Source organism: Kistimonas ophiarachnellae (assembly GCF_057552235.1).
Genome location: NZ_BAAJPA010000009.1, coordinates 112,071 through 130,467, shown reverse-complemented (window position 1 = coordinate 130,467; position 18,397 = coordinate 112,071). Strand labels below are relative to the sequence as shown.

Below are 18,397 nucleotides of genomic sequence, written 5' to 3'. Positions count from 1 at the left end.
GTAAGGCTCACCATACCTGGATCAATCGCTATTCTTCTTTTCGAATCTCAAACAACGGGATCTCATGACATTGTATCGTCATCAGAGAGGGAGAAATATTACAAGATGTTGCAGGCGTTCAGGATTTTGTCAGTTATCACCATGATTCATACAACCAAAGCATTTAGCTTGAACATATTCCGTTACAGACAGGCATCAGTATCTCCACCAATATCGGGCACTTACAAAATGCCTACAATCACGTCCGTCAATACTATTCCACACAATTAAACTTACATGCTATCAATCAACGATATAGCTACGAGGACACAGGCTCTTCTTATTGGCCAGTCTTTGTCAGCACAGTCTTGTGATATCAATGTCATAGACCGTCTCCCGGGAACAACCAATCGCAGTTACAAGATCAAGCATCTTCAGTCCGACTTCGCGCTGAGGCTACCAGGTCCGGGGACTTCGCGATTCATTGATCGGCATAACGAGCGGGATAATTCACTGCAAATATTTCAGAAACTGGCACTGACGCCCGAACCCGTAATGCTTGATGCCAATAGCGGTATAAAGATTGTCCGCTGGGCGCATAACAGTAAAAGCCTCCGGGTGGAGAATATTGGCAAATACCTGAACATCATCGCCCACGCCCTGAGAAAGCTTCATCAGTCTCAATGCCGTTTCACGCACCAACTTTGCCTAGAGCAAATGCTGGATGACTACCTGAAACTTATCACTACCGAAGAGCACTACAAGGGTCTTGACCGGATGCTTGACCTTTGCCGTGTCTACGGATCTGAAATCACAAGGCTCAATCTGAAAAGCTGCCCAGTACATTTCGATCTCGTACCTGAGAACATACTGGTTTCCCGGCAGGGTCGCATTCAGTTTATTGACTGGGAATACTCCGGACAGGGCGTTGCCGAAATGGATATTGCCTCCCTGTTTACTGAATCGGACCTGGATGAGCAGCAAAGGCAATACGTTTTGGCTTGCTACCAACAGCCGCTCTCAGTCCGAGCCATCACCATTTTCGAGCTGCAACTCAACACGCTTTGGAGCATCTGGTCGATTATACAGACAAAGAATTTTGCCAAAGGTAATCTTGACTACCATGCATATGGCTTGAATCGCTTGAAAAAAGCAGAGCACATAGCCCTGCAATTGTTGGAGACGCCAGATGCTCCCTGTCAACAGACACTTTAAAAAAATGCTCGAATCACTGGCCGGACTCATTTTTCTGGTTGGCTGCCTGGGCTTCTACCACAAGCCTCTCCTGTCATCATGGGGTCTGGATTATACCAACAGCGTCCATCTCTTCGTGGCCGGCTCCCTACTTTACGTGATCAATCCGTTGATCAGTGTCAGAGAAGAAAGACAATGACTATCCGTGTTTTCACATCCGGCGTTTTTGATCTGCTGCATACAGGTCATATTCGCGCACTCAAGGCTGCCAGGGCGCATGGCGACATGCTCATTGTCGGTGTCTGTTCAGATGAGGACGCCCAGACCTATAAACGCCGACCTGTCATTCCTCTTGATGAGCGAATAGAAATGCTTGAGTCACTTGCCTGCGTCGACCAGGCGTTCTGTTCGCCTTTGATACCGGATACGGCATTTTATCTTGACCATCGCATCTCGATTCATATTCAGGCAGAGGACGAATACGATGATAGCGAGTGGCGCTTCTACGACGCCGCCAAGTCGCTTGGCATCATGCGTTTTATCGGACGTCAGCCAGACACATCAACATCATCGATCATCCAAAGAGTCGCGGCCATACACAACCAAGAGATGTATTGTGCAAGATAACCTGTCAGAATTATTTCCGGACAACCGGGGCCACTACAATACCCCAACGGAAAAAATGCAGCATGTGTTACTGCGATTGATGTCAATCTTTGACCATATCTGCACAACACACGACCTGGAATACTGGATAGATGGCGGTACACTGCTTGGCGCTATCCGCCACAAGGGTTTTATCCCATGGGATGACGATATTGATGTCTGTATGCCTGAGAAGGACTACAACAGGTTTCTTACGATAGCGCCCCAATATCTTGGTGATGACCTGTTGCTGCTGGATGGTGAATATTGCCAGGTTTTGAACAAAGGCGCAGCGAAACTATATGACCTTAAAAGCTCATCAAAACAGCTGAACGCAAGGGATGTCGGCATTTTACCGAGTGGTTTTTTTATCGACATTTTCTCCATGGAAAGCCACTCAAAAGAGATTACAGACACAAAAAGCCGCTTCAAATACGCCAGAACAAAATTAAAACCCGATGACAGTACCTTTACTGCTTTGAGAAAACGCCTTCGCCTGTTTTTTAACCGTCATATTGCCGCCGAAAAAGCGATCAGCAAAAGTCGGTGCGAACACGGAGAATACCTCTATTATTCTTGTCGCTGGTTTAGCTATTTCCTACGCCGCAGCTACATCTATCCAATTAAAAACGTGCCATTTGAAAACCTGCATCTCCCTGCACCACACGATGCTCATCACTATCTACAAGATATGTACGGTGACTATATGACACCACCGGATAGTGCAGAACGAGGTGGGCATTTTTCAGAATGCTACCCTGAAAAACCTGATTCTAATTTTTACCCTGCTGGAAAATGAATAAAAATGCCCCTGTTACTTTATGACAGGGGCATTTGCCCTATCTTAAGTCACACTCAAATGCAGTCACTGTTTTATTATCTGCAGCCCGCAGACTTGTACGCTGAAAAACTCATAGAACGCCAATATTCATCAGGTATAACGCCCAAGAAAATTCTTGTGTGTGTGCACAGACATCAAAACACCAAAGCCCGCCATCAGGGTCACAATCGAGGTGCCTCCGCGACTGACCAGAGGAAGCGGCACACCGACCACCGGCAGAAGACCACTCACCATACCGATATTCACAAAGACGTATACAAAAAACGTCAGCGTTATGCTGCCTGCAATCAAACGTCCATAGAGTGTCTGAGCATTCATCGCGATGTAAATGCCACGACCGATAATCAGCGCATAAGCAGCCAGCAAAACAGCCACACCGAGCAGGCCAAACTCTTCTGCCAGAACAGCAATAATAAAGTCGGTATGACTTTCCGGCAGAAAGTCCAGATGTGACTGAGTCCCCAGCAACCAGCCTTTGCCATAGAGACCGCCTGAACCAATCGCGATTTTCGATTGAATGATATTCCAACCGGAACCCCAGGGATCACTTTCCGGGTTCAGAAACGTTAATACCCGCTGCTTCTGATAGCCGTGCATGACAAAGTGCCACATCGCCCAGATCGCCGGTATCGCCAGCAACACCGCCGTACCGATGATGCGCCAGCGCAGCCCTGCCAGAAGCAACACAAAGATACCGGACACACCAATCAGCAATGCTGTACCCAGGTCAGGCTGCTCCAGAATCAAAACAACAGGAATACCAATCAGTAACAGGCTGATTCCAATTTCCTTATACCCCGGAGGCAATGGACGACGGCTCATCCACCCCGCAATGGTCAACGGCATGACCAGCTTAAGAATTTCAGACGGCTGAAACCGAAATCCTGGCAGGCTGATCCAACGCTGTGCCCCCTTCGACTCAATACCAATCACCAGCACCCCAACCAGTAGCACCACCGCCGCCCCATACGCATAGGGCGTCAATCGTTGCATGAGTCGTTGGGGTACCTGGGCGACTACAGCCATTCCGATAAAACCAATCGCCAGGTAAGTCGACTGTCGCATGATCATGGCCATATCCCGACCATTCGCACTGTACAGGACAAACAGCCCTGCCGCGCAAAACATCAGCAACATCAACAGCAGTACGGGATCCAGACTGAGACGATTCCATAGCGACTGGGTACGGCGCAGGTCATGGTTATCATCCAGCTGACGGATAAAATCACGGCTCATCTATCTCCCTCCTTCACCGCCAGCTTCACCGATGACCTGCCCCCCGGGTTATCCTGACGCGGCAACAAGTAGGCATCCATGACTTTTTTGGCCACGATAGAGGCCAGAGACGAGTCGTTTTCTACCACCACCGCGACAGCGATCTGCGGGTTATCAACAGGTGCAAAACCGATGAAAAGACCATGATCGCGCTGGAACTCTTCGAGCTGTGCGGCATCATACTTTTCTCCCTGGGCAATACCGACAACCTGGGCAGTACCGGTCTTACCGGCCATGGCGTATTTCATATGCCGCCCGATACGCCAGTAGGCGGTGCCACGGGGAGAAGCCACGACATCCGTCATGGCTTCAATGATTGCGTCCCATTCCTTGGCCGAACGATCCTGAATCACATCAGGTTTCGGGACTTGTTCATCAGGACCAGGCTTGGCAAGACGCGGCTGGTACACCAATCCGCGATTGGCAATCACGCTGGTGGCAGCCGCCAGCTGCAGCGGGGTTGCCAGCATATATCCCTGGCCTATACCACTGATCACGGTTTCGCCCGGATACCAGGGGCGTCCACGGGCACGACGCTTCCATTCCGGCGATGGCATCAACCCGGGTCTCTCTGACGCTATATCCAACCCCGTGCGATCACCAAAACCAAAGCGGACCATGTAATCATGGATCGTATCTATGCCCATCTTGACCGCCACGGTATAGAAGTAGGTATCGTTTGATACGACGATGGACCGATGCAAATCTACAACACCGTGTCCCTGTCGCTTCCAGTTACGATATTTGTGCTCGTCACCGGGAAGCTGAAAATAACCGGGATCATTCACTTTAAAACGACGATCAACGGCGTTGCTGTCCAATGCAGCCAACCCCATGAAAGGCTTAATCGTTGATGCCGGCGGATACTCACCCAATGTTGCGCGGTTATAGAGTGGACGATGGATGCTATCGCGTAATTCGCTATAACTTTTGTAATCGATACCCGTCACAAAAGGATTGGGATCAAAGGAAGGTGTGCTGACCAGGGCAAGTACGCCACCGGTTTTTGGATCGATCGCAACAACCGAACCTCGTTTGCCAGCCAGGGCTTTGCTCGCGGCCGCCTGCAGATCAAGATCAAGGTATAGCTGCAGATCTTTCCCCGGCTCCGGATCCACCCGCTTCAACACCCGCAAAATGCGCCCACGGGCATTGGTTTCAACTTCCTGGTAACCCGGCTTACCCAGCAGCACTGACTGGTAATACTTTTCCACCCCGGTCTTGCCAATAACATGCGTTCCGCTATACAACGCCGGATCCAACGTGGCCAGTTCCCGGTCATTGATACGGCCCACATAACCAATCGCATGGGCAAACTCTTCATTGTAGGGATAGTGGCGGATCAGCTGCGCCTCAACTTCCACACCGGGAAGCCGGAACTGATCAACCGCAATTTTGGCGATATCTTCCTCTGAAAGACGGTATTTGAGTGGCACACCTTCGAACGGGCGTCGCTGCCGCAAACGCTGCCGGAATTTCTCCAGTTCATTTTCAGATAAGGGCAGAATCTCACCGACAGCCTGTAATGTGGCCTCGAGATCCTTCACCCGCTCACGGACAATAGTCAGGGTATAGCTGGGCTGATTCTCAGCCAGCAAACGCCCCTTGGTGTCATAGATCAGTCCACGTATGGGAGGTATAGCCTGCAGGTGAATCCGGTTCTCTTCTGACTGGGTGGCCAGATCGCTGTAATTCATCACCTGCAGGTAAAACATGCGCGCCAGCAAGCCACCGGTCATGATCAACATAACCAGTACGGACAGCCAGAGCCGGAAGTTGACCAAGCGGCGTTCGCTGTAATGATCCTTGAACGTGTCAGGCGCCATGTATCCGTGAACTGTCAGCGGTGATAAGGATGATTATTAAGGATGCTCCATGCCCGGTACAACTGTTCTGCGATCAGAACCCGTACCAGCGGATGTGGCAGAGTCAGTGAAGACAGGGACCAGCGCAGGTCCGCGCGGGCTGACACTTCAGGCAACATACCTTCCGGGCCACCCACCAGCAGGCTGACATTCTCTCCCAAATCATGCCAGCCGCCCAGCTGGTCGGCCAGCTTCTCCGTTGACCAGTTTTTGCCATTCACTTCCATGGCAATCACCTTGTCACGGGGATCAATGGCCGCCAGCATCTGATCGCCTTCCTTGCGCTGCATCCGGGCAATATCCGCCCCACGGGTACGTTTACCCAGCGGGATTTCACGGAGTTCCAGGGAAAAGTCGGCTGGCAGGCGTCGGGCGTATTCGTTATAGCCCTCGGTCACCCAGCCGGGCATCTTCTGGCCGACGGCAATCAGACGGATACGCATCAGGGCGTTGCAATCGCTTCAGGGGCAGATTCCCACAGGCGTTCGATATCATAGAACTGGCGGGTCGCCGGCAGCATGAGATGCACCACGGTATCGCCAAGGTCAACCAGTACCCACTCTGCCTTGTCGTCGCCTTCCACGCCAATCGGACGAATCTGGTTTTCCTTGCAGCGTTCCACCACGTTATCTGCGAGAGACTTCACATGACGGTTGGACGTACCGGAGGCAATAATCATGAAATCGGTCACGCTGGTCAGACCACGCACGTCCAACACCTTGATATCATTGCCTTTCATCTCTTCGATGGCGTCAACCACCAGATCTCTCAGTTGTTCAGAACCCATGTAAGCAACAAAATCCTCGTTTGGAGAATGAAAAATGACCTGAGTGTATCAGGGACACTCAGGTCATAAAGCCGTATTCATACGACAATTCGTCGTAATGGCACACTGACAAAGGCTTACTGCCTGATGTGACCATCACCCAGAACAACGTATTTTTCCGATGTCAGCCCTTCCAGACCGACAGGGCCACGCGCATGAATCTTGTCAGTTGAGATGCCAATTTCAGCGCCCAGGCCATACTCAAAACCATCCGCAAAACGGGTAGACGCATTCACCATAACAGAACTGGAATCCACTTCCCGCAGGAACTTGCGTGCCCGGGAGAAATCTTCTGTCACAATCGCATCGGTGTGGTGAGAGCCATAATGGTTGATATGCGTGATCGCATCTTCCATCCGATCCACGACTTTAATAGACAGCACCGGGGCAAGATATTCCGTACTCCAGTCATCTTCCGTCGCTTCAATAGCTGATGGAATAATGGATCGGGTACGTGGACAACCGCGCAACTCAACGCCCTTTTCGGCGTAGGCATTGGCCAACACAGGCAGGACTCCACCGGCAATATCCTTGTGCACCAGAAGGGTTTCCATGGTGTTACAAGTACCATAGCGATGGGTCTTGGCGTTGACGGCAATCCGCTCAGCCTTGTCCGGATCAGCACGATCATCAATATAAACGTGACAAATGCCGTCAAGATGCTTGATCACCGTAACCCGGGCATCCCGGCTGATTCTTTCGATCAGGCCCTTACCGCCACGGGGAACGATAACATCCACGTATTCCGGCATGGTAATAAGCTCACCCACCGCTTCGCGATCGGTAATATCAAGAACCTGAACGACATCCACTGGCAATCCTGCCGATTCCAGACCTTCACGAATACAGCAGGCAATGGCCTGATTGGAGTGGATCGCTTCGCTGCCACCTCGCAATATAGTGGCATTACCGGACTTAAGGCAGAGGCTGGCAGCCTCAACGGTCACATTAGGACGAGATTCATAAATAATGCCGATCACACCGAGCGGCACCCGCATCTTGCCAATCTGGATACCGCTGGGCACATAATGCAGATCCGAAATATTACCCACAGGATCCGGTAACGCCGCCACCTGTTTCAGGCCTTCCATCATGTTATCAACACGATCAGACGTCAGCGCCAGCCGATCCAGCATGGCGTCATTCAGACCATTCTGACGACCGTTTTCCAGATCTTTCTGGTTTGCCTGATGGATCTGCGCTCGGGAAGCGTCCAGAACAGCAGCAATCTTCAGCAGCGCGGCATTCTTCTGCCCAGCATCGGCACTGGCGACCACCGTCGCCGCAGCCCGGGCCTGCTGCCCCAGACGCTGCATATAGGCTTTCACATCTCCGGACAAGGTTCGCCTCCATCATGACAGTGTCGGTCGCGATTGATGCATTCAACCGGCGCCTGACTGTTCACTTTGTTGTTCAGGTATCGGGCGATTATAACTTGTCCGCCTGACAGCGCCATAGCTGACTGATTTTGTGAGCGATCAATCCACTGCGTCTTATTTTTCTGATACTGAAGCAAGGCATACTGCTTTTTAAATGCGGTATGCCTTGTTACATCGTGGATTAAACCGAATACATACAGTTGCAGAGGGTTGTAATTAAATTTCTGCCACCGGAACCGTAAACCAGAATGTGGTTCCGCCCTCAGGATTACGGATAAAATTCAGCGTACCACCATGGGTCTGGATAATACTGTGACAAACCGATAGCCCAATCCCCATGCCATCATCCTTGGTTGTATAAAACGGGGTGAACAATTTTTCTTCCGCATCATCTGCCAGGCCATAGCCCCTATCAATGACAGAAATACGGACATACTCACGATCCACCCGTTCAGTACGCACCCAAAGGCCGACATCCTTACTGGGCATATCCCGCATGGCTTCCATACCGTTCCTGACCAGATTAAGCGCTACCTGCTGAATCTGTACCGGATCAACCTTGATAGCGGGCAGGTCTTGTGCAAGCTCCAGGTGGATTTCCATGCCATTGTGTCGTGCGTCAACTTCCGCCAGCTTTACGACATCCTGCACCAGACGGTTACAGTCCACGACCTGGAGGCAGTGGTCAGGTTTTTTCACAAAACTGCGAATGCGAGCAATGATATCGCCGGCTCGCCGTGCCTGAACGCCGATTTTTTCCAGACCATCACGCAGTGATTCCATATTGATAGGGTCACGTTGCATCAGGCGCTGGCAAACCTGGGCATAATTATTAATCGCCGTCAGCGGCTGGTTCACTTCATGGGCAAACCCCGATGCCATTTCCCCCATGCTGCTCAAACGGGACATATGCATCAGCTTGTCCTTCTGCTCCTGCAATTCGTTCAGCGCATCCTGCAGTGCATCCTGATGCCGTTTTTTCTCGGTGATATCCCGGAAAACGATCACAGCACCATCCGCGTCACCATCCCGCATAAAAGGCGTACAGGAATAATCCACCGGGAAGCTGGTTTCATCCCGCCGCCAGAACACGTCATCTTCCACGGTTTGAATGATATTTTCTGTCAACGTCGTATAAAGCGCGGTCTCTTCACGGGGACGAATGGCGGCGTCGGCACAACGGGGCATCAACAAGCCATGAGCGTCAGCGCCAATTAACTCTGTCGACTCCCAACCTGTGATCCGGCTGGCTGCCGGGTTGGCAAACGTAATCTTTCCGTGGCCATTAATCCCGACAATCCCTTCCCGCATGGATTCAAGGATGTGTTCATTCTCAGCTTCCAGCTGGCGATTCCTGCGGGCCAGCGCCTGTTCCAGCCGGTGAATTTTAAGGTGGGTTTCCACCCTGGCAATGACTTCCTCGGCCTGGAACGGCTTGGCAATGTAATCCACTGCACCGGTTTCCAGCCCCCTGACCTTGTCACGGGTATCATCCAGGGCAGAAAGAAAAATCACCGTCACCCCCGAAGTTGCCGGATCATCCTTCAGGCGCTTACAGACCTCATAGCCGTCAATACCCGGCATCATGATATCCAGCAACACCAGCGCCGGCCGTACCTTGTGGACAATTTTCAGGGCATTGTCGCCATTCTTGGCGATCAGTAGCTTGTAGCCGCGTCCACTGAGAGTCTGCAGCAACACCTGCAGGTTGGTCGGATTATCATCGACCAACAGGATTTTCTCTTCTTCGTGGTCCGCCGCCAGTGGTGCTAACTGCCTCATACCATCACTCATACTGCTGCCATGTCGAAACCGTGCACCATACGCCGGTTCTTCGCCAACGCCAACCATGGTTCGTATTTTTGTCAGGCCACCTCTACATCCTGGGCCTGCCGACGGAGACTCATTAATAGCGTTTCCAGCTGCCCTACGGCAAAGCTGTCGCACAATGTGTCCAGTCGCTCTCCCCAGGGCTCGATACCCGGCATCACGGCATAATGGTGAGCCAACCCCCGAATCGCATCGATATCGCCCATTTCCATGGCATTTTCCAGCGCATTGGCAAAGTCCGCCGCAATCTCGGGCGTCAGTACCGGCAGGTCAGGCAGGACCGTCGATGATTCACAATCACTGCTGTACTGCAGCCCCAGGTGTTTCTGCAGCGTGTCAAAAATCTCATCGGCGCGAAATGGCTTGCCAATAAAATCAGTAAACCCATGCAAATGCACTTTTTCACGCAACTCACTGTAAACACTGGCCGTGACAGCAATAATTGCCGGGACGCTTGCCCCTTCAAGGGAACGAATCGCGTTGGCCGCATCGAAACCATCCATGACCGGCATACGCAGATCCATCAAAATGGCATCAAATGCTTCTTGCTGCGCGCACTGCAGTGCAACCAGACCATTCTCCGCCTGCCGGACAGTAAAACCTGAACTCTGCAATAGCGTGACCAGAATATCCCGGTTGACGGCATTATCATCAACAACCAGCACCTTCACCTGCTGGCCCGGCGCCAAAATTTTACGACAGTAGCCATCATCGGATGCAGCGCCCGTTTCCAGTACCTTCACCTCGTCATTACAGCGGACCAGTGGCAGGTCAAAATAAAAACAACTGCCGGCGCCCAGGGTGCTTTCCACGCCAATTTGCCCACCCATGATTTCCACCAGGCGGCGACTGATGGCAAGCCCAAGACCCGTTCCGCCCGCCTGACGTCCCCCTTCTGTCTGACGGAAAGGCTCAAAGATATTGTCGAGATACTCTTTATCGATACCAATACCGGTATCTTCAACCCGGAAACACAGGCGTTCACCGGATGATTCAGCTTGCCGTTCAAACGACACAGACAGCAGCACCTGGCCGGATCGCGTGTATTTGATGGCATTACCCGCCAGGTTGATCAGTACCTGGCGCAGACGCGTGCTATCGAGCCAGATCATGCGGGGCAGCGTCGTCTCCAGGTTATCCGGATCAAATTCAACGTGCTTGATACTCTGGCCACCCAGGTTCAGTTTGAACTGAATGCCTTTGTTCAATGCCCGCTGATACAGCATCTGGTGTACCGACAAGACCAGGCGATACAGATCCACCGGCTCCGTAATGACTTCAAGGCCGCCTGCTTCAATCTTGGCAAGATCAAGAATATCGTTAATCAACGTCAACAGGTGCTGACCGCAGTCCTCAATCGCCACGAGGCTACGGCGATGCTGTGGACTGAGCTGTTTGTCCCGTAACATCACCTGTGTATAACCCAGTACGCCATTGAGTGGTGTGCGCAATTCATGACTCATGTTGGACAGGAAGAGACTCTTGGCATGACTGGCCGCCTCGGCAGCGTCACGGGCCCGGCGAAGTTCCACCTGGGCCTGTTTGTCGCTGGTGCGGTCCCGGGCAATACCTTCCACGGCCATGACCTTGCCGTCACTGCCAAAGGCGGGCACTTCCAGCACTTCCAGAACGCTGACCTCACCATTGCCGCGATAAATCTTGATTTCATAGCTGGGCTGGACCTGGCCGGCGGCAACCCGGCGGGTGTTGTCCTGAACCCAGGCACGCTCGGCATCGTCATACAGATAGTCATGGGAATGCTTCATGAAATCCACCGGGCGATACCCGAGGATGCGCTCCACGGAATCGGTGACATAGATATAGCTGCCATCGGGATTGAGCGAATAAAAGAAATACTCCTGCTGCAGGCCTTCCACCAGACGGCGGAACCGCGCCTCACTCAATCGCAACGCGGCCTCAGCCTGTTTACGGTCCGTGATATCCCGCACAGAGACTGAAAAGAGAACCTCGTCGCCGGTTTCCAGTGGGCTGAGTGTATATTCCACGGGGAAATCTTCACCGGATGCACGTCGGCAGACACCTTCACGTCCATGACTGATTTTCAGTGTTGTCCGCAGCTCCGGTGGCGTCATCAGCAGCGGGAAGGTGCCAGACGGGTCATGGTCCGGAAACAGGCAGGCAACGGATTGACCGATCAGTTCATCCCGCTCCTGCTCGAACAGGGTTTCAGCCCGTTCGTTGACAATCCGAATCTGTCCTTCAATATCCGTAATCACCATGGCATCCGGCGCCGACTCCAGCAGCCCCCGGAATTTTTCCGTATCACTGACCCGCTCGGTAATGTCGTGAGCCAGACCTTCTATACCACTGATACTGCCATCTGGCTCATACATCGGTACCTTGAACACTTCGATATACCGTCGACGCCCCTGGTTATCGAACATCTCCACTTCATAACCATTGGCCTGGCCTGTCGTCAGCACCTGGTCTGTGATGGTCAATGAGATACGGTTCGATTTTTTGCTGGTCTGATGCGCGGTAAAATGCTGGCAATACTCTTCAACCGTGAAACCAAGCACATCTGTGACCGAAGGGCTCGTCGCCGTGATATTGCCATCACGATCATGGCTGAAATAGAAATAGCGCCCTTTCAACCCCTGCACGATGCTGTCAATCGCAAAGTTCTTGGAGGCACGCAGGGCTTCTTCCCGCAGCGCCAGCTGCCCTGTCATTTCTGAAAAATAACGGGCAAGACTTCCGGTTTCATCACGGTTGGGAATGTGAACACTGGCATTCAAATCACCGGATGCTACCCGACGTACAGCGCGTTCCAGTTGTCGAATAGGGCGAGAAATACGACCTGAAATAAACCAGACAGAAGCAAAAATCAACACCAGGGATATCAGCAGAATCACCGCCTGGGTGACAGCATGGGAGCGCAAATCAGCCAGCGCCCGCGAACGCGGCACAGACGCTGACAGCATCCACCCTGCTGCCCGTATCGGCGCATAAAAAAGCCAGTGGTTTTCACCATCGATCTTCAACCGCATCTTGCCCGGCTGGTCACCGGTCATCATGTCGGCAAACTTAATGTAATCCGGACTGTTGAAACGTCTGGCCGTATCGAAGAGGTTTTCCCCCTTATCAATCTCGAAAGGCGCATAGATGTAAGTGCCATCCTGGGCGACCACCAGGAAATCCATTTCAGACTGTGCATCCCTGGAGCCTACTTCATCCAGCTTGCCAAGGTTCACTTTCACCGCAACCATGCCGATGAGCTTGCCATCCCGGTAAAACGGTTCAAGGTAGGTGGAAATCAAATCAACGTGATTAGGATCCTGGTCCGGCGGACACCACTGTTGATTCATGTAAAGCTTTTCAGCCAGCCACCGCTCAACACAGGGAATGAAACCACCATCCTGTCCCTGGTCCCGAAACAGGACCGTATCGTCACTGCGCCAGGCTGTCGGCGCAAACAGAGACTGGTTGCCATTGCGGGTTCCCGGCAGAAAAACCAGTGTCGCGCTAATCAGTACCGGGTTATCTGACACGCTGTTCGAAACCAGGCGGTACAGATGCGCATCTTCAAGTTCCGGACGGATCTCGATGAATCCGGCCAGCGAACGCGCCACCTGCGATGCTTCCATGAGGTAGTTATCAAACCCCACCGCGTAACGCCAGGCGGCTTCGGCCATCTGGTTTTCCAGCGCCTGAGACGAACGTTGCACGGATTGATACAGGTTTATTCCGAACAGCAGGTTATAGATGACGGTGACAGGCACCACCGTAAAAAGTATGATTTTCTGCCGTATCGTGGAGGTCACAGTTTACGTTCTTCGAGAAGGGGTTATCAGGTAAGACCCGCTAAGGTAACGTGACTCCGGCAAATGGCTGAATAAGTAATACTTCGTAGCCGCCCCACCATCACCGTATTGATAACAGTTGTCGTTCATAGCCGGGCTGTCACAATACCGGTATCAGCCAGTGAATCAGCACAGCGTTTCCAGGAAAAGTACAGATGAAGGTTCTTATCATAGGCGGTAATGGACAGATCGGTTATGAACTCCGGGCATTATTGAAGGGAGCCGGCATCCCTCACTACGCCCCGGGACGTGACCAACTTGATCTGACCGATCCCCGCCAAATTGAGGAAGTGATTGCCGAATATCGACCGACAATTGTCGTCAATACCGCTGGTCACAGGAATCCTGCACGGGCGGAAACCGAACCCTCTCGCTGCTTTGCCCTGAACCGTGACGCCCCGGCCGCACTGGCCAAAGTGTGCGACCAATACAAATCCGTTCTGATTCAGATTTCATCCTGGCGGGTCTTTGATGGCATGAAGCAGGAGGTCTATACCATCAAGGACATCCCTAACCCTTCTGGCGTACTGGGCGGCAGTTTCTGGCAGGGCGAACAGCAGATCAGGGAACGCTGCTCGCGCCATGTCATTCTTCGCCTGTCGTGGGTTATCAGCCCCCAGGGGCGCAACCGCCTGACCAGTATTCTCAACAGCCTGACCCAGGGTGAACCCGTCATCGCTTCCGCCAACAGCCGCGGACGACCGACGCCGGCTGATGATGTAGCACGGGTCATTCTGGCTATCATGCGACAAATTGACTGTGATGCGCAGGTCTGGGGAACCTATCACTACAATGCGGCGGAAACCGTGGACGAAGAATCTCTGGCGGAAGTTATTCTTGCAGAAGCATCGCAGTACCGTGACTTCCCTGCCAACACGACAGAGCTGTTTCCTGATTCATCCAGCAACGGAAAAACCGTTAACGCCTGTCTCGACACGACCCATTTGCGTAATACTTTTGGTATTCACAGCAAATCCTGGCGCAGTGGTGTAGCACGACTGGTCAGGGACATTTACGTCACTAGCAAGGAAGAATGACGTTTAAAAATAGCAAGAATTTATACCGGAGAAAGAACAGTGCAGACTACCGCCTGCACTGTATCAAGCGCTATGAAATGTTTAGAAGTTGTAGGCAACGCCAACCATGTAAACCATGGGATCAAGTTCTACGTCAATCTTGTACTTATTGCCTGATGTATCTTTGAATTTGGCTTCGGTATCAATATCCACATACCAGACAGCAGCGTTAACACTCCAGTTTTCGTTGATACGGTAATCCGCGCCTAACTGTGCCGCCAGCCCCCAGGAATCTTTTAACTCCAGCCCCCTGAAAGTGGCTTTATTGGAGCCTTTAAACTCTTCATCAAAGAATGTGGTGTAGTTCAAACCCAGACCGACATAAGGCTGGAAAGCAGAAGAACTCTCCATGGGATAATATTGCAGAGTCAAGGTCGGGGGCAGGTGCTTCACATCCGCCAGATTGCCCAGACTTGCCAGCCCACCTTTCGCCTTGATGGTATGCTGGAATGGTGTTGCGGCCAGCAATTCAATACCAAACTTGTCATCCAGCATATAGGTCATTGACAGACCAAGCTGGGTGTTTGCATCAACATCAACAGTGGTTGGATTGGCTGGTGTTGCACTGGCGCCATTCGCTTTTAACACACCGCTATCAACATCCGGATCAACAGTTGCAGCACCGGCACGGACAATCACATCGCCGGCCTGATAAGCCATGACAGGACCGGACAACGCAGCAACGACAGCCATTACCGCAGCAGCAACAGGCAATTTTTTCACAGAAGTCCCCTCCAGTTTCATAGTAACCCCCTAACAATTCCTTATGACTTGTTGTTCATCTGCCAACCCCTTCAACCATGAAGCACCGGCAAGATACTTATTGTCTATCCATGATAATCCGTATAAACCGAAGGTCTTTTGATCTGGCTCAACAAATCAAACCTTATCCCGCCAGTGAACAGTCTTCTTGCACCAGCAGTCTGCGGAGCAGCATAATAGACAGGCCTTAGCCTATATCGCATTCATCAGAATAAACAATAACAATGCCAGCTATTGTCAGAATCGCTATCACCTTTGTCTTACTGGCTTCTTCACTACCAGCAAGACTCATCGCCGCCGATCCCGCCTCGCTGGAGGATGCCATCGACCTGCAGAAAGACACCCTGCAGCGATCAGCCCAATCCCAACAGGCCATCAATCATCTTGATGATGAAACCCGGCGCATGCTGTCAGAGTACCAGTCGCTGCAGGAAGCCATTGACACCCTCCGTGATGAAAATCATCACTTGGAAAGTCAGCGCCAGAAAATGGCTCAAAAGCGCGCCACGCTGGAAGCTGACATCCAGAAAACAACACAGCTGCTGGCGACACTGCCATCCCTGAACCAACAGATTCATGAAACCTATGGCCGTTTTATTGACCTGGACCTTCCCTTCCAGGGCAATCGCCGTGAGCAGGAACACCGGTTTCTGGGTGAACTGTTGAACGACGCTGACCAGACACCGGTGGAAAACTATCTTGCACTGGTACGCCAACTCCGGGAAACAGCGGAACAGGGACTCCATATTCAGCACTGGACCGGCAAACTGCCCGATGACCGACAGGTCACCTTTTTACGACTCGGTCATATTGCCCTGTATTACCTGACGCCGGATGGCGAGGAAGGCGGTATTTGGGATAGATCAACAGAAACCTGGTCCACCTTGCCCATGGAAGATCGTCACAAATTGTCACGTGCGATCAGGGTGGCGGCCAAGCAGGAACCGACAGGCTGGCTTGTCCTTCCGTTACCGACACATCGTTCTCAACCGGAGGGTGATGTATGAAACCTCTCCTGATTCTGACCAGTGCTCTGCTTGCCTTAACTGTACAGTCCAGTGTCGCTCAAACACCCAATACCAGCACACCACTGGATGAGCTGGTTGCCTCTGTTAAGGAGGCTCGAAAAAAGGAACTCGCACGAAATAGTGAACGGGAACAAAAATTCCTGAACGCACACCAGCAACAAAAAGCGCTGCTTAAAGAGGCTCAACAGACATTTGCCGCTTTACAGAAAAAAAACAACAACCTCAAACAATCACTGGCAAAAGACAAGGAAACACTAGCTGAACTGGAGCAGGAACAGCAGGCATTGCTACACGAAAGTCGATTGTTAACGGAAGGCATAAAAGACGAAGCCGGGCGACTGAGTCGCAGCTTCAATCATTCTGTTCTTCCTGCATTCAACGCTGATCGCTCAGAGCGTATCAACCAGCTGGCACTGAACCGCAACGTACCTTCCCGCGAACAGCTTTATCAATACTGGGAAGACCTCAACACCACTCTGGCGGACAGTAGCCGTATTACCCGTTCAACAACCACCATTACACGAAGTACTGGCGATCCCATCACTGCCCCTGTCACCTTTATTGGCCCCTTTACGGCTGTCAGTAACGGTAACTTTCTACGTTATTATCCTGAAACCAGACAGCTTGGCATTCCCGTCAAACAACCCCGCTTCAATATTCGTATCGAAGCAGAAGGTTTTGAACGTTCCCATGAACCCATGGCATTGATGGCCATTGATCCGGGCCGTGGACGACTGCTCGAACAACTGGAAACCAGCCCCTCCCTCATTGAGCGGATTGACCAGGGCGGCTTTATTGCCTGGCTGATCATCGCACTTGGCTCTTTCGGTGCAGGATTGCTCATCATTCGCTACCTGAGCCTGATGCGCGAAAGTCGTCGTATACAGCAACAACAGGTGCGCATGGATGATCTCAGCCGCAGCAATGCCCTGGGCAGGGTATTGCTGGCTTGGGAAAAACACCGTCAACAGGGATCGACAGAAAATCTGGAACTTCGTCTTGATGAGGCCATCATGGCGGAAATACCTCGTCTGGAAAGCTGGCAAAGCGCGATCAAACTGATGGCAGCTATTGCTCCCATGCTAGGCCTGCTGGGTACCATTACCGGTATGATTCGTACCTTCCAGGGCATGTCCGGCAATGCAGGGCAACACCTGATGGCCGTCGGGATATCCCAGGCATTGATCACAACAGCCATAGGCCTGATGGTTGCCATCCCACTGCTGCTGGGCCATGCATTCCTGACTAATCGCAGTCGTCAGTTGGTGCTTCTGTTGGATCGTCAGGCCGCCGGGTTAATGGCCGAGCACCTGGAGAAAAAGGCATGCTGATTCCGCTGCCCATTCTCGACTATCTCACCCGGGGTGGCTGGGTACTATGGATCGTCTTCGGACTGACCAGCATCATACTAACCCTGCTATCCGAGCGATTTACTTATCTGGCCTGGCACTGGCGAAAACGTCACCGGAAGATTATTACGCTCTGGCGATCCCGAACAGATCGCTCATCCTGGCATGCACAGAAAGTGCGTGAAACACTGCTGGCCCGTGAACAGACCTTCATGGAAGCCGGCTTTCCTGTCATTAAAGGTTTGATCGCCATCTGTCCCCTGACCGGATTACTGGGCACGGTTACCGGCATGATCTCACTGTTTGAACGCATGGGATATCACGGTCTAACCGTAGGCCCAATGTTGCTGGAAAGTCTGTCACGGATCACCTTACCAACCCTGGCCGGCATTCTGGTCACCATTGTGGGTGTCTATGCCTACACCTGGTGCCTGCGTCTCGCAGAGCGCCGCCAGCACCGACTGGCGGATGCACTCACGCTGTCAGAATCTGATACCGACCTTCGTTCGGCCAACGGGGGATAA

16 protein-coding genes are annotated in these 18,397 nt (G+C 52.1%); 8 read left to right on the top strand and 8 right to left on the bottom strand.

The window, feature by feature from the left end; translation table 11 throughout:
• Nucleotides 1–276 precede the first annotated feature (276 nt).
• From AC27K1_RS12975 to AC27K1_RS12960, 4 genes are read left to right on the top strand one after another with little or no spacing between them, the layout of a single operon-like run.
• Complete coding sequence (locus AC27K1_RS12975) at nt 277–1,194, top strand: phosphotransferase (RefSeq protein WP_487151087.1); 918 nt, start codon at nt 277–279, stop codon at nt 1,192–1,194.
• Nucleotides 1,169–1,372 carry a YrhK family protein gene (locus AC27K1_RS12970; protein WP_487151085.1) on the top strand — a complete coding sequence of 68 codons (204 nt, stop codon included), beginning with the start codon at nt 1,169–1,171 and terminating at the stop codon, nt 1,370–1,372. Before AC27K1_RS12975 ends, AC27K1_RS12970 begins: the two co-directional genes overlap by 26 nt.
• On the top strand, nt 1,369–1,800 hold the full coding sequence (locus AC27K1_RS12965) for an FAD synthase family protein (protein ID WP_487151083.1): 432 nt from the start codon (nt 1,369–1,371) through the stop codon (nt 1,798–1,800). The genes AC27K1_RS12970 and AC27K1_RS12965 overlap by 4 nt, the downstream gene beginning before the upstream one ends.
• On the top strand, nt 1,790–2,617 hold the full coding sequence (locus AC27K1_RS12960) for a LicD family protein (RefSeq protein ID WP_487151081.1): 828 nt from the start codon (nt 1,790–1,792) through the stop codon (nt 2,615–2,617). The genes AC27K1_RS12965 and AC27K1_RS12960 overlap by 11 nt, the downstream gene beginning before the upstream one ends.
• Before the next feature lie 132 nt (nt 2,618–2,749).
• Here AC27K1_RS12960 and rodA read toward each other — a convergent pair whose 3' ends face one another.
• From rodA to AC27K1_RS12925, 7 genes are all read right to left on the bottom strand, one after another.
• The gene (rodA, locus tag AC27K1_RS12955) at nt 2,750–3,895 is read right to left on the bottom strand and encodes a rod shape-determining protein RodA (protein WP_487151079.1); all 1,146 of its coding nucleotides are present in this window, start codon (nt 3,893–3,895) and stop codon (nt 2,750–2,752) included.
• Nucleotides 3,892–5,760: a penicillin-binding protein 2 gene (mrdA, locus tag AC27K1_RS12950; protein WP_487151077.1), complete on the bottom strand. Its 1,869-nt coding sequence runs from the start codon at nt 5,758–5,760 to the stop codon at nt 3,892–3,894. Before mrdA ends, rodA begins: the two co-directional genes overlap by 4 nt.
• A gap of 14 nt (nt 5,761–5,774) precedes the next feature.
• Nucleotides 5,775–6,242: a 23S rRNA (pseudouridine(1915)-N(3))-methyltransferase RlmH gene (gene rlmH, locus AC27K1_RS12945; RefSeq protein ID WP_395181249.1), complete on the bottom strand. Its 468-nt coding sequence runs from the start codon at nt 6,240–6,242 to the stop codon at nt 5,775–5,777.
• Entirely contained in the window at nt 6,242–6,586 is a 345-nt protein-coding gene (rsfS, locus tag AC27K1_RS12940) for a ribosome silencing factor (RefSeq protein ID WP_487151075.1), read from the bottom strand. Before rsfS ends, rlmH begins: the two co-directional genes overlap by 1 nt.
• Before the next feature lie 116 nt (nt 6,587–6,702).
• Nucleotides 6,703–7,941 (bottom strand): glutamate-5-semialdehyde dehydrogenase, encoded by a 1,239-nt coding sequence (locus AC27K1_RS12935; RefSeq protein WP_487151207.1) that lies wholly within the window; start codon nt 7,939–7,941, stop codon nt 6,703–6,705.
• Nucleotides 7,942–8,220: 279 nt separating this feature from the next.
• A complete protein-coding gene (locus AC27K1_RS12930) occupies nt 8,221–9,798 on the bottom strand; it encodes an ATP-binding response regulator (protein WP_487151074.1) in 1,578 nt (525 codons plus the stop codon).
• Nucleotides 9,799–9,869: 71 nt separating this feature from the next.
• Nucleotides 9,870–13,619, bottom strand: a complete 3,750-nt coding sequence (locus AC27K1_RS12925) for a PAS domain S-box protein (protein WP_487151072.1) — start codon at nt 13,617–13,619, stop codon at nt 9,870–9,872.
• A 194-nt stretch (nt 13,620–13,813) separates the two neighbouring features.
• On the opposite strand from AC27K1_RS12925, the gene AC27K1_RS12920 reads away from it, so the two are divergent.
• Entirely contained in the window at nt 13,814–14,695 is an 882-nt protein-coding gene (locus tag AC27K1_RS12920) for an SDR family oxidoreductase (RefSeq protein WP_487151071.1), read from the top strand.
• Between the two features lie 81 nt (nt 14,696–14,776).
• On the opposite strand, the gene AC27K1_RS12915 is transcribed toward AC27K1_RS12920, so the two are convergent.
• A complete protein-coding gene (locus AC27K1_RS12915) occupies nt 14,777–15,457 on the bottom strand; it encodes an OmpW/AlkL family protein (protein WP_487151070.1) in 681 nt (226 codons plus the stop codon).
• Nucleotides 15,458–15,720: 263 nt separating this feature from the next.
• On the opposite strand from AC27K1_RS12915, the gene AC27K1_RS12910 reads away from it, so the two are divergent.
• From AC27K1_RS12910 to AC27K1_RS12900, 3 genes are read left to right on the top strand one after another with little or no spacing between them, the layout of a single operon-like run.
• Entirely contained in the window at nt 15,721–16,503 is a 783-nt protein-coding gene (locus AC27K1_RS12910; protein ID WP_487151068.1) for a DUF3450 family protein, read from the top strand.
• Nucleotides 16,500–17,855, top strand: coding sequence for a MotA/TolQ/ExbB proton channel family protein (locus tag AC27K1_RS12905; RefSeq protein WP_487151066.1), 1,356 nt, complete (start codon nt 16,500–16,502; stop codon nt 17,853–17,855). Before AC27K1_RS12910 ends, AC27K1_RS12905 begins: the two co-directional genes overlap by 4 nt.
• Nucleotides 17,849–18,397 (top strand): MotA/TolQ/ExbB proton channel family protein, encoded by a 549-nt coding sequence (locus AC27K1_RS12900; RefSeq protein WP_487151064.1) that lies wholly within the window; start codon nt 17,849–17,851, stop codon nt 18,395–18,397. Before AC27K1_RS12905 ends, AC27K1_RS12900 begins: the two co-directional genes overlap by 7 nt.